Below are 21523 nucleotides of genomic sequence, written 5' to 3'. Positions count from 1 at the left end.
CCCGAATCCAATTACCTGTTGCTGCCGAACCTATGGAGTTCCGGCAATTTGGTAGATCCGGACGGTTTCACTCTCGAACACGCGCGACGCTCTGTTGTCGAATCCCAGGTCCCGTTCGAAGTTGGAAACCGTCCCGGAGGGTGACAGCTTGGCCGCCGCCTCGTCTTCGCGTTTGTCGTCCGAAAAGACAACATAGACATTGGATGTGGGCTTGATGCTGTCAGCGTATTTCTCAATGTTTTCCGCATTGACCGGACCGGTCATGTTCTTAATAAGGCCTGACAGCGGCGTCACCCTGATTGTCCGATAGTAATTTGGATAATTCGATCCAATAAGCGTCGGGAAAAAGTAGCCCGGTTCGAAGATCACATCACCGGGACGGGCGCGGGAATCCATCCATTGGCTGGCAGCCACGTCGCCCTGCGGGACCCGGTGGTCCTCCTCCGGCTGGAAATACACGACGCTAAACAGCAGGGCCATCGCACTCAGGGACGCTGTGGCTCCCACGAGTGCCTTCCGTGTACGCAGGGGTCCTGACCAGAACAACCAGGCAACGCCGATGGCCAACCACGGCAGTGCGAAGAGATAGATGCGGAGCCGCGCCTCTCCACCGTAGGACTGGCCCAGCAGTCCGAACGCGGGGGCCACCGCCATCCACGCGACCATCAGCGTGGTCCGGACTTCACCCTGCATAAGGCGCCGGACGAATCCGGCCACCGCCAGAACCCCGGTCAGGACGGACAGGAGCACAGCCGCACGAGCCATCCACCGGGTTGTCATCAGCCAGGCCGTCGGATCCGTGAATGTGTCACTTCGCGGTTTGTATCCAGCGTTTTCAAAGACATCGAATCCGGAGAACAGGCCATATTTGTCCTCGATGTAACCAATATTCGGAATCAGATAGAGGAGGGTCATGACCACAAGGGCGGGTGCCAGCCAGCGTGGCCGGAAATAACCCAGCACCAAAAGCGGGACGAGCCCCAGGAGGGCCAGATATGGGCTCAACTGGTGGCTCACAACGATCGCGGCCTGCAGAAGCAGCACAGCAACGATTGCCATGATTCTCAGTGACCGGCCAACGGGCCGCTCATAGGATTCAATCACCGGCAGCTGGGGCCTCGTGAGGCGTTCTTCAAGTACCTGCACCACCATGATCGGCGTACTGCGCAGGAACGTGAGAACGACGAGGCACATGGTCAGATACAGCGTGAATCCGAATGCCTGCGGGGAGTAGTAATTCTGGTTGACCCAGTTAGCCAATACGAACACCAGCGTCGCCGTCCAGTACACCCGGGGATTCCTTGAAAGGGCGCGGACTATGGCCAGGACGGTGACGACATTCAGGAGCGCGAACCCGATCTCCGCCCATGCGGCGTAGTCCAGGGCCTCCCGGACGCCGATCGCCTCGCCAAAAAACGCACTGCTCGCAAAAAAGCCCGGCCACCGGTTGTAGATATCCACGGACATATCCATCTGGCCCGTCGAGCCAATGAAGTCTGTCACGGCGATGTGTTTGTAGCTCCACGGCAGGCGCGGCACGGATGTCAACAGGCTCGCTGACGCATAAAGCATGATGACCAGGCCGGAGACAGAGGCGATCAGGAACCGTGCGGAGATTTCCCGCCGCGTTCCGATCCCCCAGATGCAAAGACCCAAGACAGCAGCCACGGCAACATACCAAGTCACCGGATATTTGGACAGCAGACCCCAGCTGTCCAACGAGCCTGTGCCGGTCAGTGCGAGCGAGATGCCCCACAGGATCAGGGCGGCAGCGAGGATCAGCCAGGGCAGGAGTTCCCGGAGGCTCCGCTCGCGCATCCGCTCCAGCGGACGCAGCTGGCTCAGCGGAATCAGCTGCCGCAGCGGACGCAACCGCCAGTCGAACGGCCGGGATCCGAACCCGTGGGTGGCCGGGAGCAGAACAATGGCAGCCGATGCGGCCGCCAGGCCCGCCGCGGCAACAGGGCGTGGATGCCAAGTGCCGGACCACGCCATGAGAAAAGCGAACACCGTGAACAGCATGGCACTAGCCACAACGGTCCACACCAGCCGTGCCGCCGGGTCGGCGTCAGCAAGACGGCTGACCAGGGCCCATCCCGGCAAGGCCAGGCACATGATGAGCTTGAAGGGCGCGAGTACTGGCCCGCCGGCGTCCAGCAGAATCAGGAGTGCTGCCGCCAGGCCCAGAACCCCAATGACTCCATCCCACGATCGGAATGAACTCAGGGCCAACTCCCGGTAAATCAGCAGCCTCGACGTACCGACTTCCTCCTGCAATGACCGACTCATGTGGCTGAACCCTTCTGGTCCGAATGAAGAAAATGTGGGGAGACGCGAACGCGAACTTTGGGCAGTTCGGCGCCGCGAAAGACGGCCGCCTGACTCACGTCATGAACGGCGCTGCAGCAGGTAATTCAGGGGTCCCCGGGCGACCGAAAGCAGTTCCAGCCGCAGGACCTTGGCAAGCTGTGGATCCCAAGGATCGAAGGCTCCCGTTCCGCCGGCCGTCGGTTCCACGGAGTGGTGCCGGGCGTTGGCCAGCAGTTGGCGGACCGCATGCGGCGTCCGTGCCAGCGCGAGCCGGGCAGTACGGGGATTCAGCAGGATCTTCGTGAGCCAGGCGCCCAATCCGCTGCCGTAGCTCCGCGCCTGGGCCTGCAGTTCCTCCAGACCGTCGCGATGACGGTGCCAGACCACTGCTGAGGGATGGACCACTAAGGGATGGCCCGCAAGAATCACCCGGGTGAACATGTCAATGTCTTCGCCTCCCCCGGTCCTGGTCCCGGCACCCAGGGCGGTGTCGAAACCGCCCAGTTGGAGCGCCAGGCGGCGGTCCAGCGCGAAGTTGGCTCCTGTGCCGTAAGCGCCCACGCAGAAGGGAAAGTTCGGAAGATCAGCAGGAGGGTCGGCAAGGGAGTACACCTTCGGTGTGATGCTCTTGGACCAGCTCACCCGGTAATCGAAGTAGCCTTGAGCGCGCGAACGCACCTCACCTGCCGGCACGAGCCCGGTGACACACGCCGTGCCGGGCGCCCGTTCGAAACCGGCCGCGATCTCCCGCAGCCAGGCGTGGTCCACGACGACGTCGTCATCCGTGAAAGCAACGATGTCGCCCCGGGCGTGCTTGAGTCCGGTGTTGCGCGCCTGGGACAGTCCCGGGACGGGCTCCTCGATCAGCTGTACGCGGGGATGCTGGAACTCCTCCCGCACCATGTCTCTTGTCTCGGTGGTTCGCGCCGCATTGTCCACCACCAGGATGTCGTAGTCCGGGTAGTCGAGGCGCAGTAAGGCCTCGAGGGCGCCGCGCAGCACGGCGGCCCGGTCCCTCGTGCAAATGATCACGGTAATAAATGGGGCCGACACTGCGGCGGAAACCGGCTCAGCCTCGGGCAGTTCAGCCGTTGCGGAATCCAGGACCGCCCGGTCCAGGACGCCATCGGGCGTTTCAACATCGACGAATCCCCGCAGGGATGAGCCCTCACGCACCAGCAACCGGGCACGCTCGTATCCTTTGGAATCCTGCAGCTTCAGGCTTTTGTGCCCGTTAAGTGATGCCAGGTCCACGGCGCCAATCCATCTGGCTCCGGACCAGTCCGGGGGGACGGGGCTCTCCATCGCGCGCGGCAGGTCCAGGACAAGGTGCTCGTGCCCCTCTTCCCGATGAACCGGCGCCCCCAGGGGGTCGCTCACGTCCATGCCTGCCACGCCGGCGTGCTGCTCCGCGAAGGTCTTGCCCGGCCCGCGGGCTCTGCATACGGAGCTGGAACTGCTCTGGGTCTGGACACGGGCCTCACCGCTTCATGAAAGGTAGCGACTTCTGGTGGCGCCGGCGGATTCCACTTTTCAGAAGAAACCAACGGCAACTTGCGGCACTATAAGGCGTGTATCCGCGGCGACGATATTCTGTGCGCCACAGTTAGGCCTTGTGGGCTAAAAGCCTATGATTGGGCCCACTTAGTGTCACCAGTAGGCAATACCTGTTTTTCGAAGCGCTAATCGGCTCTCACTACTTGGTTGGTAGCAATGAAAGGGTAAGTACTGATTGGAGCGGAATGTTCTTGACATTACCGCCGGCCTTCAGCTTCACTATTACGTATGCTGAAATAACAGTTCCATGATGCGGAAGACTCGGGGCAGCGAATGGAGTTCCGGTCTCGCCGGGAGAGGACCCGGCATGCCGCATAGCCGTCACCATGGATGCCAGCATCTGCAGAGAGAACCACAAGCATGAAGCTTGCCGAATTCAATGAGGCAGACCGCACGGCCGCCAGCGCCGTGCTCCGGCCCTGCATCGACGTCCAACGCTGGGTGGACCAGATCACCGACGCCCGCCCCTTCGCGTCCTGCGACGCGCTGCTTGGCTTCGCCCGCGAAGCCGCCTCGCCGTTCACTCCGGACGAGGTTGAGGCCGCCATGGCCCACCACCCCCGGATCGGTGAACGCCCGACGGCGGCAACCGCGGAGGCGTCCATGTCCCGTTCCGAACAGGCGGGCGTCGACCCCGCGGACGCGGCGGTCACAGAGGCGCTGGCCGCCGGGAACCGCGCGTATGAGGAGAAGTTCGGCCGCGTTTTCCTGATCCGCGCCGCCGGCCGCACGGCACCGGAAATCTTGGCGGCGCTGCAGGAGCGCCTGTCCAACAGCCCCGGCCAAGAAGACGTCATTGTGGCTCAGCAACTGCGCGAGATCGCGCTGCTGCGTCTCGAAGGAGTGATCAGCGAATGAGTGTTTCCCACGTCACCACCCACATTCTGGACACCGGCGCCGGACGCCCGGCGGCGGGGGTCGCCGTCGTGCTTTACGCGAACGACGGAGGCCGCTGGACACAGCTGTCGAGCAGCACCACCGATGCGGACGGCCGCGCGAAGGACCTCGGCCCCGAGGAGCTGGCACCGGGCAATTACCGGCTCAACTTCGCCACGGGCGACTACTACGCCGGCCTCGGCACGGCCACATTCTTTCCCGAGGTGGACCTCATCTTCGAGGTGACCGGTCCCGAGCACTACCACGTGCCGCTGCTGCTGAGCCCGTTCGCCTACTCCACCTACCGTGGAAGCTGAAAGGACAAGCATGCGGCTGATGCGCATTGGCACTGCCGGGAACGAGATCCCGGTCATCATCGACGACGAGGGCAAGGCGCACGACCTGAGGCCCGTCACCGCCGACATCGACGGCGCCTTCCTCGAAACCTGGGCCCACGAGCTGGACGACCTCGACCTCACCGGCCTGCCGCTCGTCTCCGTCGAGGGGAAGCGGATCGGGGCGCCCATCGCCCGCCCGGGCGCGGTGATCGGCGTAGGACTGAACTACGCCGCGCATGCCGCCGAATCGGGCCTCCCCGAGCCGGAGCGGCCCATCATCTTCTTCAAGCACCCCAACACCGTGGTTGGACCCAACGATGACGTCGTGATCCCGCCGGGCGCCCAGCGCGTGGACTGGGAGGTGGAGCTCGGGGTGGTTATCGGCCGGCGCGCCAGCTACCTCGGGTCCGACGCCGCTGCCGCAGCCTGCATTGCGGGGTATGTGCTGTCCAACGACGTCTCCGAGCGGGAATATCAGCTGGAACATTCCGGGCCGCAATGGTCGCTGGGCAAATCCTGCCCCACGTTCAACCCGCTGGGTCCGTGGCTGGTTCCCGCCGCATCGGCAGACGCCGGCAGCATCGACCTCGCATCCTGGGTCAACGACGAACCGCGGCAGAAAAGTTCAACGCAGGACATGATTTTCGGCGCAGCAGAACTTGTCCGCCGGCTGTCCCAGTACATGGTGCTCGAGCCGGGCGACCTGATCACCACCGGCACGCCGGCCGGCGTGGCTCTCTCCGGCCGGTACCCGTACCTCAAGAGCGGGGACGTCATGCGCATGTCCGGCGGGGAGGTGCTCGGCGAACAGCGGCAGCGGCTCGTGGACGCTCCGGTTCTGGTCTGACACTGCCCTGACAGTAGGCTAGATGGCATGGCCTCTGACGACCCCACCCCTGAACGGCGCGAAAACCCTGAACGGCGCGAGATCACCGTACGCCGCGCACCCAAGTACGTCCCGTTCCTGATTCTCGGCGGGCTCGTGGGCATCGCAGTGGCGGCGGTCATCGCCTATGCGCTGCCAGGCAACAACACCTACGACCCGGGCACGGTCTTCGGTTTCTTCATGGTCCTGTGCGGGGGCGGCGGTGTGATTCTCGGCGCAATTGCGGCGCTGGTCCTGGACCGGCTGAGCGTCAGGCGGGCGCGGCAGGCCGTCGTCGAGGCCGTCCCCGAGACCGAAGAGCAGCCCCTTCCTGACGCGGAACAGCCCGGGCCGGGCGCCGGCGGGCACCCTGCTACCGGGCACCGGCAGGACAACGGCAACGAGCCGGACGTCCGGTCATAAACGTGCCGCCGGAAGTTCCTTACCTGATGACGTGAGATAATCGACCAGTGGCACGCGGCGATGGAAAACTTTCTCATGATCTTCTCCCTGGCGAAAAGGGCCCTCAGGACGCATGCGGCGTCTTCGGGGTGTGGGCACCAGGCGAAGAAGTAGCAAAACTCACCTATTACGGGCTGTATGCATTGCAGCACCGCGGTCAGGAGTCGGCTGGCATAGCCACCAGTGACGGCAAGCGGATCAACGTGTACAAGGACATGGGCCTGGTATCCCAGGTCTTTGACGAGACCACCCTGAACACCCTGACGGGGCACCTCGCGGTCGGCCACTGCCGGTACTCCACCACCGGCGCCAGCCACTGGGCAAACGCCCAGCCCACGCTTGGTGCCACGGCCACCGGTACGGTCGCCCTGGCCCACAACGGCAACCTGACCAACACGGCCGAACTCAATGCCATGATCAACGACCGCAACGGCGGCCAGCTCAGCGGCGAAATGAAGCAGGGCAACACCTCGGACACTGCCCTGGTCACGGCGCTGCTCGAAGGCGAAGAGGGCAAAACCCTCGAACAGACCGCCATCGAGCTGCTCCCAAAGATCAAGGGCGGCTTTTGCTTCGTGTTCATGGACGAAGGCACCCTGTATGCCGCCCGGGACACATTCGGCATCCGTCCGCTCTGCCTCGGCCGGCTGGAGCGCGGCTGGGTGGTTGCTTCTGAGCAGTCAGCACTCGCCACCGTCGGCGCCAGCTTCATCCGTGAGATCGAGCCCGGCGAGTTCATCGCCATCGACGAGCAGGGCGTGCGGTCCCAGCGCTTCGCCGAGCCGACGCCGGCCGGCTGCGTATTCGAATACGTCTACCTCGCCCGCCCCGACGCCGCGATCGCCGGACGCTCCGTCTACGAGTCCCGAGTGGAGATGGGCCGCCAGCTGGCCCGCGAAAACACCCAGGAAGCGGACATCGTCATCCCGGTGCCCGAGTCCGGCACCCCCGCCGCCGTGGGCTACGCCGAGGAATCCGGCATCCCGTTCGCCCATGGCTTCGTCAAGAACTCCTACGTGGGCCGCACGTTCATCCAGCCGTCGCAAACCCTCCGCCAGCTCGGCATCCGGCTCAAGCTCAACGCCCTGGAGTCGGTCATCCGCGGCAAGCGCGTCGTGGTGGTGGACGACTCGATCGTCCGCGGAAACACCCAGCGCGCCATCGTCCGCATGCTCCGCGAAGCCGGCGCAGCCGCCGTGCACGTCAAGATCTCCTCCCCGCCCGTCCAGTGGCCCTGCTTCTACGGCATCGACTTCGCCTCTCGGGCGGAACTGATCGCCAACGGCGCCACCATCGAGGAAATCTCGCAGGCCATCGGTGCTGATTCGCTGGCCTACATTTCCGAGGACGGCATGATCGGCGCCACCCGGCAGCCCCGGGAGCGCCTGTGCACCGCATGCTTCACCGGCAAGTACCCCATCGAACTCCCGGGCTCGGACAAGCTGGGCAAGAACCTGCTCGAGCGCACGGACCTCGGCGGCCTCCCCGCGGACGCGGCCCGCGCCGATGCCCCCGGCACCGCTGCTCCCGCCGCCGCAGCAGCCACCCCCGGCAACCCGGACAGCATCACCGTCACGGAAGACCCGGCCGAGAAGCCCGGCGCAACGGGATGCGACCCCGGCCCGGATTCCGAATTTGAGAACCTGCTGACCGAGGCCGACCTCGTGCCTGAAGTCCACCACGACGCTGCCCCCGTCGGCGCTGACAAGAAAGAGTCCGTATGACTTCCGCCTTCCCCACTGCTGACATGAACGCTGCCCAAAACGGCGTGGCACAGAACGCCGCCGGCATCACGTACGCCTCCGCCGGCGTCGACGTCGAAGCGGGAGACCGCGCCGTCGAACTCATGAAGGATGCCGTCAAGGCGACGCACAACGCCTCGGTGATCGGGGGCGTCGGCGGTTTCGCAGGCCTGTACGACGTTTCGAAGCTCCTGACCTACAAGCGTCCGCTGCTGGCCACGTCCACGGACGGCGTCGGCACCAAGGTGGCCATCGCCCAGGCCATGGACATCCACGACACCATCGGTTTCGACCTCGTGGGCATGGTGGTTGACGACATCGTCGTGGTGGGCGCCGAGCCGCTGTACATGACGGACTACATCGCCTGCGGCAAGGTGGTCCCCGAGCGCATCGCGGACATCGTCCGCGGCATCGCGGCCGCCTGCTCCGTGGCGGGCACCGCCCTGGTGGGCGGCGAAACGGCCGAGCACCCGGGTCTGCTGGGCGAACACGAATACGACGTCGCCGGTGCCGCCACCGGTGTTGTCGAAGCCGATGCCCTGCTGGGCCCGGACCGTGTCCGTGCGGGCGACGTGGTGATCGGCATGGCGTCCTCCGGCCTCCACTCCAACGGCTACTCGCTGGTCCGCCGCGTCATCAACCACGCCGGCTGGGCCCTGGACCGCCAGGTTTCCGAGCTCGGCCGCACCCTGGGTGAGGAACTGCTGGAACCCACCCGCGTCTACGCTGCTGACTGCCTGGACCTGGCCCGGACCTTCCCGGTGGCCGCAGGCTCTGCCGCGGGCGGCAAGGCCGTGCACGGGTTCAGCCACGTCACCGGCGGGGGCCTCGCAGCCAACCTGGCCCGTGTCCTGCCCCAGGGCCTGGTTGCCACCGTGGACCGTGCCACCTGGGAGCTGCCGGCCATCTTCAAGCTGGTGTCCGAGCTCGGCCGCGTCCCGCTGGCTGACCTCGAGCGCACGCTCAACCTCGGTGTGGGCATGGTGGCGATCGTCTCTGCCGACGCCGCCGACGCCGCCGTGGCCCGCCTCAACGAGCGCGGACTGCCGTCCTGGATCATGGGCACGGTCAGCGCCGACTCCGATTCCATCCTCAAGACCGGCCCGGACTACGTCCAGGGCGCCAAGGGAGTGGACGGCGGCGCCGTCCACATGGTCAACACCTACGCGTAAATCCGCTAAACCTCCAGGACGCTGAACACCCCGCCCTGCGGGTCCTTCAGCGTGGCGATGCTTCCGGCGTCCTCCACGAATTCGGGCTCCACGAGCACTTCGGCTCCCGCCGTCACTGCTGCGAGCACGGCTTCCTTGACGCTGGACACTCCGAAGTAGACCTGCCAGCCACGCCGGGCACGGGCCTCGGCGTCGTCTGCGACCGGCGCATTCCCCGGCTCCGCATCCCTGTTACCGGCCTCCTCCCCGTTCTCGGGGACGGGGGCTATGCCGGCCACCTCCGAGCCGCGGACGATCAGCGTGGTGTACGTTCCGCCGTCATCCTGGGGATACTCGGTCACCTCGTGACCGAAAATCTGCTGGAAAAATCCGACGGCGGCCCGAGGCTCGGGCGTCAGGAGTTCGGCCCAAGCGAAGGCCCCCGGTTCGTTGTGCCGCCCGCTGCCTGGATGCGTTCCGGCCTGCCAGACGCCGGTGGCACCGCCGCCGGGCGGCTCCAGGAACACCATGACGCCGGTGTCCCCCACGTCTTCGGGCCCAAATTGCACCGTGCCGCCCGCGTGCGGCGCCTCCTCGGCCACTGCCTGAGCGTCGTCCGCGGAGAAGTACACGTTCCACTGCGCTGGGGTGCCTGATGCCTGCTGGGCGGGCTTCTGCGGCGCCACAACCGCGACGAGGTCATCGTCGATGAAGGCCTTCGAGTAGCTGCGCCCGTCCGGCGTGGGCAGGTCCTCAAAGCGCCATCCGAATACAGCGGCATAAAACGACTTGGCGGACGCAACGTCCGGAGTCTGGACGTCCGCCCAGCACACTTCCCCATGGGCGTACGCGCTTCGCTGAACCATGCCAATTCCCTTCGCCGGACCGAAACCCCTAACAGCCTAGTGGAGTCCCGGTGTTGGCGTCCCGGTGTTCGAGTCCTGGTGCTGGCGTTCCAGTGTTCGAGTCCCAGCGTCCGGGAAGCAGAAAACCCGCCGGGCACGCCAATGGCTGGCATGCCCGACGGGCCTGTTAACTTGGTGGCCGCGCTCGCTTAAGGGAGAGCTTTCGTGAAAGAAAACTCTCTCCGAAACGAAGGGTGCCGGAATGTGACGACGGTGGGTGACGCCGAACTGGAGTGTACGACGCCGCGTGCAGCCGAAAGCCTTACGGCAGGTTCCGGCTGTACGACTAACCGATCCGACGGGTGTCTACCTCGTCGTCGTCGTCTTCCAAATCGTCCGCGTACTTATCCACGTAGGCTGAATAGTCCGGTTCGACCGGTTCATTCGCGAAATGGCTCGTGGCACGACTTCCCGGACCCGTGAGCTCACGCTGAAGGGCCGAATAGTCAGTGTTCGGGGAGTAGTACTTGATGTCCCGAGCCTGCTTGGTAGCTTTTGCCTTTTGACGGCCGCGCCCCATGGCGTGACCCCCTTTTGTACTTGGACCGGAGGTGGTCACCTTGGCGATCGGTGAGGCCCCGGAATGATTGGTCAATTTGTCGTATCCCTAGATTACATGCTTTCGGCGGCAACTGCTCGCCACCTGTGCATCGGCCGGGCCGGTGTCGGGGCCACAACCGCGGCAATCATGGGGTAGGAGGGAAAATTTTCGGTAGAGTCTCCTGAACGAGTGAAATAGGCCGGTCAGGGAAACCTGCGCTGGGCAGCGCCGGAAATACGGCAGCACAGCAAGCCGGACAGCGCCGGAGACCCCTCCAACAGTCGGCGGAGGAAGTTGGTCCGAGGCCGCGCAACCGCATGGAAGGGGTGCCGAGCCAGTGAATGAAGGCAATCCAGTCCCCGGCGCCGGGCCCCGGCCCATCCCGCCGCCCCCCGTCGTCCCGCCGCGGACTGCCCAGCCTGACCCTCCGGTTTCCGACCCTCCTGTGTCTGACCCTCCGGTGCCTGACCCTCCGGTTTCCGAGCCGCAGGACGGTCCCTCAGTACCCGGGACGAATCCCTTCGAGGAGCTTGGACCCGGTCTGCAGCAAAACCTGATGAAAGCGGGCTTCCTGGTCGCGTTGCTGGCGGTGGCCGGCATGCTCGTGTGGATCCTCGGTTCGCTGCTGGCCGGCGCCACGCTCCAAGCCGTCGGCGAGCCCGGCCCGGCTGCCGCACCAGCGTCCGCTCCCCAGCCCCCGGCAACACCGCGCCCCAGCCTCCCCGTGAAGGGTGTCAGCCCCCTGGACTTCAGGGTTGGGGACTGCTTCAAGGACTTTGACGCCTCGGCGGCCGACGCCACGGTGGTGGCCTGCACGTCGGGGCATTCCGCCCAACTTGTGGCCATCCACCGTTACCCGGCCGGGGACTCTTTCCCGGGCGCCAAGGAGATGAAGACAAAGGGGCGGGAGGCATGCCAGGCTGCGAAGCTGAACAGCAAGACCAACGCCTATGTGCTGACGTACCAACTCGCCTATCCCAGCCCCGACAGCTGGCGGCGGGGAGACCGCCGCGTTGATTGCTACATCACTTCCGCTTCGGGGAACATCATCAAGACCAGCCTGCTCCCCTAAGACGATCCCAATCAGCGGCGATCCCCTTACCCCTTCCGGCGCACCGAGAGTCCGTTTCCGGCCGGGGCGCCGCCGCCAGGCGTTCCCATGGCCTCCAGCGCCTCGATGGTGAGTTCGCTGACATCGGCCGCTGTGTCCACGAGCACCGTGTCGCCGTCGGAGATCTCCCCGGCGAGGATCGCCTTGGCCAGCCGGTCGCCGATCTCACGCTGGACGAGGCGGCGCAGCGGGCGCGCTCCGTAAGCCGAATCGAAGCCGGACATGGCCAGCCAGGCGCGGGCGGCGTCGGTCACCTCGAGCGAGAGCCGCCGCTCGTGGAGGCGGCCGGAAAGTTCTGTCACCTGCAGCTCCACGATCCGGGCCAGTTCCTCCACTGTCAGGGCATCGAACAGCACTACTTCGTCCAGGCGGTTCAGGAACTCCGGCTTGAAGGAGGCATTCACGGTGGCCATCACGGCCGAGCGCTTCGCCTGCGCATCCAGGGTGGGGTCCACCAGGAACTGGCTTCCGAGGTTGGACGTCAGCACCAGGATCACGTTGCGGAAGTCCACGGTGCGGCCCTGGCCGTCAGTGAGCCGGCCGTCGTCGAGCACCTGCAGGAGGATGTCGAAGACCTCCGGGTGGGCCTTTTCCACCTCGTCCAGCAGCACCACCGAGTAGGGACGGCGGCGGACGGCCTCGGTCAGCTGGCCGCCCTCCTCATAGCCCACGTAGCCCGGAGGCGCGCCGACAAGCCGGGCCACGGAGTGCTTCTCGCCGTATTCGGACATGTCAATCCGCACAATGGCGCGTTCGTCGTCGAAAAGGAACTCCGCCAGGGCCTTGGCCAGCTCAGTCTTACCCACGCCGGTGGGACCGAGGAACAGGAAGGAGCCGGTGGGCCGGTTGGGGTCGCTGATGCCGGCACGGGCGCGGCGCACGGCATCGGACACGGCCTGCACTGCCTTGGACTGGCCGATCAGGCGCCTGCCAAGTTCCTCTTCCATGTGCAGCAGCTTCTGGCTTTCGCCCTGCAGCATGCGTCCGGCAGGGATGCCGGTCCACGCCGAGATGACCTCGGCGATGTCGTTGGCTGTGACTTCCTCCGCCACCATCAGTGCGGACTTGTCGGCGACGGCGGCCTCGGCCTCCGCGGCGGCGTTCAGTTCACGCTCCAGGGCCGGGATTTCGCCGTACAGGATCCGGGAGGCGGTTTCCAGGTCACCCTCACGCTGCGCCTTGTCCGCCGTGGACCGCAGCTCGTCCAGCTTGGCCTTCAGGTCCCCGACGCGGTTGAGGCCGGCTTTCTCGGCCTCCCAGCGGGCGTTAAGGGCGGCGAGCTGCTCTTTCTTGTCCGCCATGTCAGCCCGCAGGGCAGCGAGGCGCTCCACCGAGGCGGCGTCCGTCTCGCCCTGCAGGGCAAGCTCCTCCATGGTGAGCCTGTCGACGGCGCGGCGCAGCTGGTCGATCTCCTCCGGGGCGGAGTCGATCTCCATGCGCAACCGGGATGCAGCCTCATCCACGAGGTCGATCGCCTTGTCCGGCAGCTGCCGGCCGGAGATGTAGCGGTTGGACAGCGTCGCGGCCGCCACCAGCGCGGAGTCAGCGATAGCTACCTTGTGGTGGGCCTCGTACCGCTCCTTGAGGCCGCGGAGGATCCCGATGGTGTCGTCCACGCTGGGCTCTCCCACGTATACCTGCTGGAAGCGCCGCTCGAGGGCCGGGTCCTTTTCGATGTTCTCGCGGTATTCGTCCAAGGTGGTGGCACCGATCAGCCGCAGCTCGCCCCGGGCCAGCATGGGCTTGAGCATGTTGCCGGCGTCCATGGCGCTTTCTCCGGTGGCCCCTGCACCCACCACCGTGTGCAACTCATCAATGAACGTGACGATCCGGCCTTCGGAGTTCTTGATCTCCTCAAGGACAGCCTTGAGGCGCTCCTCGAACTCGCCGCGGTACTTCGCGCCGGCCACCATGGATGCGAGATCAAGGGCGATCAGGGTCTTACCGCGCAGGCTCTCCGGTACGTCGCCGGCCACGATCCGCTGGGCCAGGCCCTCGACGACGGCCGTCTTGCCGACGCCAGGCTCACCGATCAGCACAGGATTGTTCTTGGTCCGGCGGCTGAGCACCTGGATGATGCGGCGGATCTCGCTGTCCCGGCCAATGACCGGATCGAGCTTGCCCGAGCGTGCCACGGCGGTGAGGTCAGTGCCGAACTTTTCCAGGGCCTGGAAGGTGTTCTCGGGATCGGGGGAATCGACCTTGCGATCGCCCCGGACGCCCGGCAGCGCCGCTGCCAGCGCCTCGTGGGAGGCGCCGGCGTCCCGCAACAGCCTTCCTACACCGTCACTGCCTGCCGAGAGTCCCAGCAGCAGGTGTTCGGTGGAGACGAACGTGTCTCCCAGCTTGTCGGCCTCGTTCTGCGCATTTTGAATTGCCTGCAGGGCAGGCCGGGACAACTGGGCCTGCTGGACCGAGCTTCCCGAGGTGGCGGGCAGCGCCTTGATGGCGGTGCTCGCCTGAACGCTGACGGTGTCCGGGTCCGCGCCGGTGGCACGGAGAAGTGCGACGGCGACGCCCTCGCGCTGATCCATCAGCGCCTTCAGCAGGTGCGCCGGTTCGACCTGGGGGTTCCCCGCCGTCGAGGCGTTCATTGCTGCCGCCGAAAGAGCCTCCTGGCTCTTGGTGGTGAATTTGACGTCCAAAGAGAGCTCCTTCCGGGATGTGATTCTAAGTTGAGTCTACTACGCTCAACTTTGCTGAAGGCACCCCTGGAGCCTCCGTTTGCCCACAGCGAAACGGCCTCTCAGGGCAAGTGAACTTCGGGAAAACCATCGCTCTTGAACTGTATCCCTGCCGCCCGAATCCCCCTAGGATCGACCTGTGACCTGCGACGACCGTTAATCGCATACGTGAACCGAGGAGCCACCATGAAGAAGTTTGTTGTTCTTTACAACGCCCCCCAGTCGGCACAAGCGCAGATGGCAGAAAGCACGCCGGAGGCCGCCCAGGAAGGCATGAAGGCGTGGATGGAATGGGCGCAGCGCGCAGGCGACGGGATCGTGGACATGGGCAATCCGTTGGGCGCGGGCAAGGAGGTCAGCGCCGCCGGCACCTCCGACACCAGCACGAACGTTGCCGGGTACGGAATCCTCCAGGCTGAGGATGCGGACGGCGCCCTCGCCCTGCTTGAAGGGCACCCGCACCTCATGATGCCCGGCGCCAACATCCAGGTCTACGAAGCCCTGGATCTGCCGGGGATATAGCTCCGGCGGCGGGTGGCCGCGTCAGAAACCTGTGACGCCGATGGTCCCTGTGATCCAGCCGAAGTTCCGGGCAATGGACGCGTGGTCGCTGTAGTACTGCGAGTAGTCCGAGGGATTCCCGCCGGGCAGGACACTGGATTCGGAGAGCACACCCGCCAGCTTGCCGTCCACCATCAGCGGACCACCGGAGTCCCCGCCGATGGGGTGCCCCGACTGTGACTTCGTGCGGACGGATGCTCCGCCGTAGGTGTCCGATCCCGGTCCGGTGACAGTGACATCGGCAGTCTTCAGGAAGTACGACATGCTGCCGGATCCCTCGGCCTGGTAGCCCCAGCCGTAGACCTTGGCCGCTGTACCGGGGGCGGGCGCGGAAGAGGAAAGGCCCACGTAGGCCCCGGCGTAGGGTGTGGACAGCTTGAGGAGCAGAAGGTCACCCATGGGTGACGCGTAGCGCGCAGCCACTGTCCGGACAGCCCCGTGCGCCTCCAGATACGTGCTGCCGAGGCGGACCGACCTGAGGCCCGGTGAGTCGCAGTGCTTCGCCGTGATGACCCAGCTGGCGGCGATCTGGCTTCCCGCGCAGCGAACGTCGGTGCCGGTGGCATCGAACGAGATCTGGGCCGCCGCAGGAGCCGCGAAAATGGATGTCGGGCTCCCTCCGGCAACCTTCCGGTTCATGGTCCCGCCTCCGCTGCCCTCCTCCGTGGCGCCGGCGTGCCTCTCGCCCGTGGGGGCTGCGGCGGCGGGCAGGGGTGCCAGCAGTGCGGCGGCAGCGGCAACTGCGGCCAAGGCTTTGGCGGTCTTCAAGAACTCTCTCCTTCGCAAGAGGCCGGACGGTCGGCCATAGTCATTCCTCGGGCATGCCCGCTTATGCCGGGTAGACGGACACCGCCCCGGCCTTGATCACGAAGAACACGGCCATTCCGGGCGTGAGCCCCAGATCTGCTGAGGCAGCGGGTGTGACGTCTGCGGAGAGCTCCCCCGCCCGGACGCGGATCTGGTCGCCGTGCGGCTCCAGGTCCGTGATCGTGACCGGAAAGGAATTCCGGGGGCTGCCGTGCGCTTCGGTCAGGAAAACCGAAACGGCCGACGGCGGGAACACCGCCACGCCTGCCTGGCCCGGAGCAGCGGCTCCGGCATCCAAACCAGACCATTCTTCCACGGCTGCCCCCGCGGCTGGAGCCGTTCCGGTGTCGTGGAGGGAGTCTTGCTGCCCGGCGATGTCCTGCCCGGCGGCGGTCCTGAGGCCATGTTCCGTCAGGGTGCCCGGTATCAGGTTGAGGCCGGCCAGGCCCGCCACGAACCTGCTCCGCGGCCGCTGCAGGACCTCGCGCGTGGGACCGGACTCGATGATCCTGCCGTCCTCGAGGACGATCACGCGGCCTGCGAGCATCAGCGCGTCCAGGGCGTCGTGGGTGACGATGATGGCCCGCCTGCCGGCGAGTACCCGCTTGAGAAGCCTGCGCAGCAGCGGGGCCGCGTGGACATCCAGGGCGGCCATGGGTTCATCGAGCAGCAGCAGCCCGGGATCGGCGGCCAGTGCCCGGGCTACCGCCACGCGCTGGGCCTGCCCGCCGGAAAGTTCGGCTGGCTTCCGCCCGGCCAGCCCGCCAGCGTCCACGGCCTCGAGCCAGTGAAGCGCGGTTTTCCGCGCCGCACGCCGGGATTCACCCCGGCTTCGGGGGCCGAACGCCACGTTCTCCAGGGCCGTCAGATGCGGGAAAAGGAGTGGCTCCTGGGCCAGCAGGGCGGTGCCACGGTGATGCGGCGCCGTCCATGTCGTCCGGCCGGAGCCAAGGTTGAACAGGATCCTGCCATCCAGGTCGGCACTGCCCGAGTCCGGGTGCAGCAGCCCGGCGATGACGGCCAGCAGGGTGGATTTTCCTGCACCGTTGGGCCCCATGATGGCCACCGTCTCCCCGGGGCCAACTGTCAGGTCCACGTCAAAGCCGCGCGCCGCCACCGCGGCTTCCAGCCGGAAGCTCACCGCTTGCCTCCGCCCCGGCCGGGCATCGCCGTCGTACGCTGTTCGTTTCCGGACCCGCCGGCAGCGCCGGGCCCCGTATTGAAGGGCCCCGCAGTCAAGAGGCCGGAACCGAAGGGTCCGGCGGGTGGCCGCCGCGGGCCGCGGTAGGACACCGCCACCACGGTGACCGCGACGGCCACTAAAACGAGGGAAAGCGCGACGGCGGAGTCGGCGTCGGTTTCGCGCTGGAGGTAAATCTCCAGCGGCAGCGTGCGCGTGACACCCTGCAGGCTGCCCGCGAACGTGAGGGTGGCGCCGAATTCACCGAGGCTCCGTGCGAACGACAGGACAGCTCCGGAGGCAAGACCCGGCAGGACCAGGGGCAACGTCACCCGGCGCAGAACCGTGCCGGGACGTGCCCCGAGTGTTGCCGCCACGGCCTCGTAGCGCCCGCCGGCGGTCCGCAATGTGCCCTCCAGGCTCACCACGAGGAACGGCAGTGCCACGAACGTCTGGGCAAGGACCACTGCGGCAGTGGAGAAGGCGATCTGGATCCCCAGGACCTCCAGGCTCCGGCCCAGCAGCCCCTGCCTGCCGAACGTGTAAAGGAGGGCGATGCCACCCACCACCGGCGGGAGAACCAGCGGCAGCAGCACGAAGGACCGGAGCAGCCGCTGCCCGGGAAAGCTGCCCCTGGCCAGCACCAAAGCCAGCGGAATGCCGAGCACGATGCACAGGACCGTGCTGGCGGCGGATGTCCGCAGGCTGAGGCCCAGGGCGGTGAGCGACGATTCGGATGTCACCAGCGGAATGAACTGGGCCCAGTTGACCCTGGCAGCCATGGCGGCGAGCGGGAGCAGTACGAGCAGTCCGCCTACCGCAGCGATGAGGTAAATCCAGGACGGAATGCCGGTGTAGGCGCCGTGTGGCCGCCGCTGAGCGGTCCTCATTGGTCCGGTCGTCATTGGCCGGTCCTCATAGGCCCAAGTTTCATTGGGCCGGGCTTCGGTCCGGAGCGGCGGGGACCCCGAAACCGGCGTCCTCCAGTGTTGTCCGCCCCTCGGTGCCGGCAACCAGGGCGATGAAATTCGCCGCCAACCCTGTGTTCCCGCTGGCTTCGAGCACAGCGATCGGGTAGGTGGTCACGGCCTTGCCGGCCTCGGGGAACGGGATCCCTTCGACCTTGCCGCCGGCGCTCTTCACATCCGTTGTGTAGACCAGGCCAGCGTCCGCCTCGCCCGACGCGACCTTGCCCAGGACATCGGCGACCGATGATTCCTCGCTCACGGGCTTGAGCGCCGTGCCTGTTTCCCTTTCGGCATTTTCAGCCGCCGCGCCGCACGGCACCTGGCTGGCACAGACCACCACCCTCACGCCGGGCCTGGCGAGGTCCGCAAAGGACGAGATCGACGCCGGGTTGCCTGCCGGGACGGCGATCTCGAGGATGTTGGTGGCAAAGTTCGTGGCGTGGCCGTGAATGAGCGAGGCGTCCGAAAGGCGCGCCATGTTCCGGGTGTCGGCCGAGGCGAACACGTCGGCCGGGGCACCCTGGGAAATCTGCGTGGCCAAGTCCGAGGACCCGGCGAAGCTCAGGCTGACCTTTGTGCCGGGATTGCGGTTTTCGAATTCAGCGGCGAGCCGGGTGAAGGTTTCCTTGAGGGAAGCGGCCGCGAACACGGTGAGGGTGCCGGAACGCTGGGGGGTCCCGCTGGTCGCCGAATGCCCGGACGGGCCCGGTGCGCAACCGGACGCAGCCGCCACCAGCAGGGTGGAAGCGGCCAGCAGGACGGCGATGCGGGTGCCGGGGAATCTCATACGGCGCTCTTCCCCCGGGGCGTTTCCACAATCACGGTAGTGGCTTTGACCACGGCGGTGGCCACCGATCCCAGTTCAAGTCCCAGTTCGCGGACAGCTTCGCTGCTCATGAGGGACACCACACGAAAGGGCCCGCACTGCAGTTCCACTTGGGCCATGACTTTGTCAGCAGTGATGCCGGTGACCAGTCCCACAAAGCGGTTGCGCGCCGAACTGCCTGTTCTGGACGGGTCATCCGGAAGGTGCGCCTGCCTGCCGGCCAACTGGGCCAGTTCCAGCCCGTCCACCGCCAGCCGCCCGGACGCATCCCGGTGCGGCGTAAGGCTGCCGGACTCAGTCCAGCGGCGGATGGTGTCGTCGCTGACGCCCAGGAAGCGGGCGGCCTCGGAAACGCGGATCATGGCCATCTCTCAAGCCTAGCCCGCTTCTGCGGTCTTTTCTCCATGAATGCTCCGCAGTTGCGTTCTAAAAGGGAGAAGCCTCTGCCTCTGGTTTGGGCTGGCCCTGCGGCGTTACGCTAGGGCCCAAGCATGTTCATGCTTTCGTCTCAGCCCGAGCTGTGGCGTCAGGTTCCATTTTGGTGATGCGAGGAATCATGAGTGGCCCCAAAGGTACCCGGCTCCGGGCGAAAGCCCTCCCTGCCGCGGCGGTTGTGACCGCGACATTGTTCCTGACGGGGTGCCAGCCGGCTGCCACGCAGCCGCCGGCAGACATTCCCACCGCGTCGGAGACTGCAACGCCGGCTGAAACTCCACTCCTGCGGCGGACGCCGGCCGCGGGCAGCACTGCGGGAGTTTCCGCCGCCGCACCACGGTCTGTCCACTTCACCGCCCAGGGCGACGTCGGCATGGGCAAGGACGCTAAACGGGTGCTGGATACCATCGCGGGCCTGAAGCCCCAGCTGAGTCTTGCACTGGGTGACTTCAGCTACCAGGCGGGGAAGGAAAAAGAGTTCTGCGCCATGGTCACCGAAAAGCTGGGGGCTGACTTTCCGTATGAGCTGATCACGGGAAATCATGAGAGTGACGGCCACGACGGCGATATCAGGAACTTTGTCCAATGCCTGCCCAACAGGCTTCCGGGCCTCAAAGGCGAATACGGAACGCAGTGGTATGTGGACGTTCCGGAGCAGAACCCGCTGGTACGCATCATCATGCTGTCGCCCGGCATCAAATTCCAGGACGGCAACAAGCTGGACTATTCCAAGAACAGCCCCCGCTGGCTCTGGACCGCTGCGGCCGTGGATGCGGCCAAGGCGAAGCAGATTCCCTGGACCGTGGTGGGCATGCACACACCCTGCCTCAGCATCGGCAAGTACGACTGTGTGGCCGGCAAAGACCTCACGAACATGCTGATCGAGAAGAAGGTGGACCTTGTCCTGACCGGGCACAACCACTCGTACCAGCGGACCCACCAGCTAAGCTTCGGCAATGGCTGCACGGCACTGGTCCCCGGGACGTTTTCCGAAGCCTGCGTTAAGGATTCCGATGCGTCCATGGCGAAGGGTGCCGGCACGGTTTTCGCTACATCCGGCCTCGGCGGAGCAGGGCTGCACCCGGTGAAAGAGGACGACTCGGAAATCCGCTACTTCGCGACCTGGTCCGGCCAGAACCGCCGCGCGGCGTTCGGCACGCTTGACGTCACCGCAACACCGGACCGGCTCGACGCAAGATTCGTTCCGGCCGAGGGCTCGTCCTTCAAGGATTCCTTCGCCATCGAGAAGAAATAGCTACTCGGCCCGGGTCCACACACCAATCCAGTCCAGCTGGACGTGCCCTTCCGTGCTGGGATCCGGGCATTTTGGCAGGCAGGACTCCGTCTGCAGGATCAGGTGCATAGGGGTTTTGGGGATGTTCTTGGTTGCGACCCCGATGGAGCGCCCGTCAAGGAAAAACTCCACCTTCCCGGGGCTCCACTCCATTGTGCCAACGTGCCACTTCGTAAACGTCTTGTTCGAGTCGAACATCTTGAAGTCGGCAGGATCGTCACTCCTGAAGTGCACAGCGCCATGGGGCGATTCAGAGAGATCCCCTTCCGGGAAGTCGATCTCGCCGTCCCTGGGCCATTCGTCGCTGTTCGGCCACAGAAGCCACGCCATCTTGTAGCCCTTGAGGGAATCAGCCTTGAACCGGACCGAGTACCTCCCGTACAGAAAGCTGTTGTCCCGCCGCGGGTTCTCAGCCTTGTTGGGGAACCTGGGCCTGGGTGCCGCCCCCATGGATACGCCGTTTTCACTGTGGAGATACCAGTCCAGTACACCGTCCTTCACGCTCAGGACCTTGCCCGGGTAATACCCCGAATCTTTTCCCTTCTGGCCGGCCGTGTCCGGTGTGCCGTCCTTGTACCCCGCGCTCCACTGCGGGCGGTAGGCATCGCCCGGGAATTCTCCAATCGGAACGTCCCCCCGGTCGAAGTCTTCCCAAAACACCTGCTTCCAGCCGGGGAGGTCGCCCGAGGCCTTTTGGGACGGCGCCGGAGCGGACGTCCTTGGCCGCTCTACGGCCGCGACACTGCAGCCGGTCAGCACCAGGACGGTCGACGAAACAAGCAGCCTGAGTAACCCGGGACGGTACGAACTGCCCGGTGAAACCCCCCGCCGGCGGGCAATCCACATGGGGAAAGTCTCGCATTGGAGCCCCACGCACTCAATAGCCCCAAAAGGGGTGCGCAAAACGGCC

At 65.8% G+C, this 21523-nt stretch carries 20 protein-coding genes; 9 read left to right on the top strand and 11 right to left on the bottom strand.

The features are described from left to right. Positions 1-30: 30 nt before the first annotated feature. Positions 31-2289: a hypothetical protein gene (locus tag AC5RUM_RS16095; RefSeq protein WP_494035870.1), complete on the bottom strand. Its 2259-nt coding sequence runs from the start codon at positions 2287-2289 to the stop codon at positions 31-33. 99 nt (positions 2290-2388) lie between these two features. Continuing rightward, positions 2389-3690, bottom strand: coding sequence for a glycosyltransferase family 2 protein (locus AC5RUM_RS16090; protein ID WP_494035869.1), 1302 nt, complete (start codon positions 3688-3690; stop codon positions 2389-2391). 537 nt (positions 3691-4227) lie between these two features. Between AC5RUM_RS16090 and uraD the strand changes: the two genes are divergently transcribed. The 6 genes from uraD to purM are packed head-to-tail and all read left to right on the top strand — an operon-like array spanning position 4228 to position 9322. Further along, positions 4228-4725 (top strand): 2-oxo-4-hydroxy-4-carboxy-5-ureidoimidazoline decarboxylase, encoded by a 498-nt coding sequence (uraD, locus tag AC5RUM_RS16085; RefSeq protein WP_494035868.1) that lies wholly within the window; start codon positions 4228-4230, stop codon positions 4723-4725. Then, complete coding sequence (uraH, locus tag AC5RUM_RS16080) at positions 4722-5060, top strand: hydroxyisourate hydrolase (RefSeq protein ID WP_494035867.1); 339 nt, start codon at positions 4722-4724, stop codon at positions 5058-5060. Before uraD ends, uraH begins: the two co-directional genes overlap by 4 nt. A 10-nt stretch (positions 5061-5070) precedes the next feature. Further along, positions 5071-5928, top strand: a complete 858-nt coding sequence (locus tag AC5RUM_RS16075) for a fumarylacetoacetate hydrolase family protein (protein ID WP_494035866.1) — start codon at positions 5071-5073, stop codon at positions 5926-5928. Positions 5929-5955: 27 nt separating this feature from the next. Beyond that, positions 5956-6369 carry a hypothetical protein gene (locus AC5RUM_RS16070; RefSeq protein ID WP_494035865.1) on the top strand — a complete coding sequence of 138 codons (414 nt, stop codon included), beginning with the start codon at positions 5956-5958 and terminating at the stop codon, positions 6367-6369. Positions 6370-6416: 47 nt separating this feature from the next. Then, positions 6417-8132: an amidophosphoribosyltransferase gene (gene purF, locus AC5RUM_RS16065; RefSeq protein WP_494035864.1), complete on the top strand. Its 1716-nt coding sequence runs from the start codon at positions 6417-6419 to the stop codon at positions 8130-8132. Positions 8133-8155: 23 nt separating this feature from the next. Beyond that, on the top strand, positions 8156-9322 hold the full coding sequence (purM, locus tag AC5RUM_RS16060; RefSeq protein ID WP_494035902.1) for a phosphoribosylformylglycinamidine cyclo-ligase: 1167 nt from the start codon (positions 8156-8158) through the stop codon (positions 9320-9322). Positions 9323-9327: 5 nt separating this feature from the next. On the opposite strand, the gene AC5RUM_RS16055 is transcribed toward purM, so the two are convergent. After that, positions 9328-10167, bottom strand: a complete 840-nt coding sequence (locus AC5RUM_RS16055; protein WP_494035863.1) for a VOC family protein — start codon at positions 10165-10167, stop codon at positions 9328-9330. Positions 10168-10492: 325 nt separating this feature from the next. Then, a complete protein-coding gene (locus tag AC5RUM_RS16050; protein ID WP_205652002.1) occupies positions 10493-10726 on the bottom strand; it encodes a DUF3073 domain-containing protein in 234 nt (77 codons plus the stop codon). A gap of 577 nt (positions 10727-11303) precedes the next feature. On the opposite strand from AC5RUM_RS16050, the gene AC5RUM_RS16045 reads away from it, so the two are divergent. Beyond that, a complete protein-coding gene (locus AC5RUM_RS16045) occupies positions 11304-11819 on the top strand; it encodes a septum formation family protein (protein WP_494035862.1) in 516 nt (171 codons plus the stop codon). 26 nt (positions 11820-11845) lie between these two features. Here the strand turns inward: AC5RUM_RS16045 and clpB are convergent, their stop codons facing one another. Then, a complete protein-coding gene (gene clpB, locus AC5RUM_RS16040; RefSeq protein WP_494035861.1) occupies positions 11846-14503 on the bottom strand; it encodes an ATP-dependent chaperone ClpB in 2658 nt (885 codons plus the stop codon). A 225-nt stretch (positions 14504-14728) separates the two neighbouring features. On the opposite strand from clpB, the gene AC5RUM_RS16035 reads away from it, so the two are divergent. Further along, on the top strand, positions 14729-15064 hold the full coding sequence (locus AC5RUM_RS16035) for a hypothetical protein (RefSeq protein ID WP_494035860.1): 336 nt from the start codon (positions 14729-14731) through the stop codon (positions 15062-15064). Between the two features lie 21 nt (positions 15065-15085). Here the strand turns inward: AC5RUM_RS16035 and AC5RUM_RS16030 are convergent, their stop codons facing one another. From AC5RUM_RS16030 to AC5RUM_RS16010, 5 genes are all read right to left on the bottom strand, one after another. Next, positions 15086-15871, bottom strand: a complete 786-nt coding sequence (locus AC5RUM_RS16030) for a S1 family peptidase (protein ID WP_494035859.1) — start codon at positions 15869-15871, stop codon at positions 15086-15088. A 61-nt stretch (positions 15872-15932) separates the two neighbouring features. Beyond that, positions 15933-17051 carry a sulfate/molybdate ABC transporter ATP-binding protein gene (locus tag AC5RUM_RS16025; protein WP_494035858.1) on the bottom strand — a complete coding sequence of 373 codons (1119 nt, stop codon included), beginning with the start codon at positions 17049-17051 and terminating at the stop codon, positions 15933-15935. Continuing rightward, positions 17048-17995 (bottom strand): ABC transporter permease, encoded by a 948-nt coding sequence (locus tag AC5RUM_RS16020; protein WP_494035857.1) that lies wholly within the window; start codon positions 17993-17995, stop codon positions 17048-17050. Before AC5RUM_RS16020 ends, AC5RUM_RS16025 begins: the two co-directional genes overlap by 4 nt. 25 nt (positions 17996-18020) lie before the next feature. Further along, complete coding sequence (gene modA / locus AC5RUM_RS16015; protein WP_494035856.1) at positions 18021-18845, bottom strand: molybdate ABC transporter substrate-binding protein; 825 nt, start codon at positions 18843-18845, stop codon at positions 18021-18023. Further along, entirely contained in the window at positions 18842-19252 is a 411-nt protein-coding gene (locus AC5RUM_RS16010; protein ID WP_494035855.1) for a TOBE domain-containing protein, read from the bottom strand. Before AC5RUM_RS16010 ends, modA begins: the two co-directional genes overlap by 4 nt. Before the next feature lie 188 nt (positions 19253-19440). On the opposite strand from AC5RUM_RS16010, the gene AC5RUM_RS16005 reads away from it, so the two are divergent. Beyond that, complete coding sequence (locus AC5RUM_RS16005; RefSeq protein WP_494035854.1) at positions 19441-20574, top strand: metallophosphoesterase; 1134 nt, start codon at positions 19441-19443, stop codon at positions 20572-20574. Here AC5RUM_RS16005 and AC5RUM_RS16000 read toward each other — a convergent pair whose 3' ends face one another. Then, entirely contained in the window at positions 20575-21459 is an 885-nt protein-coding gene (locus AC5RUM_RS16000) for a glycoside hydrolase family 16 protein (protein WP_494035853.1), read from the bottom strand. Positions 21460-21523 lie beyond the last annotated feature (64 nt).

This window comes from Arthrobacter sp. B2060 (assembly GCF_059090445.1).
This window is presented reverse-complemented; position numbering and strand designations above follow the sequence as displayed.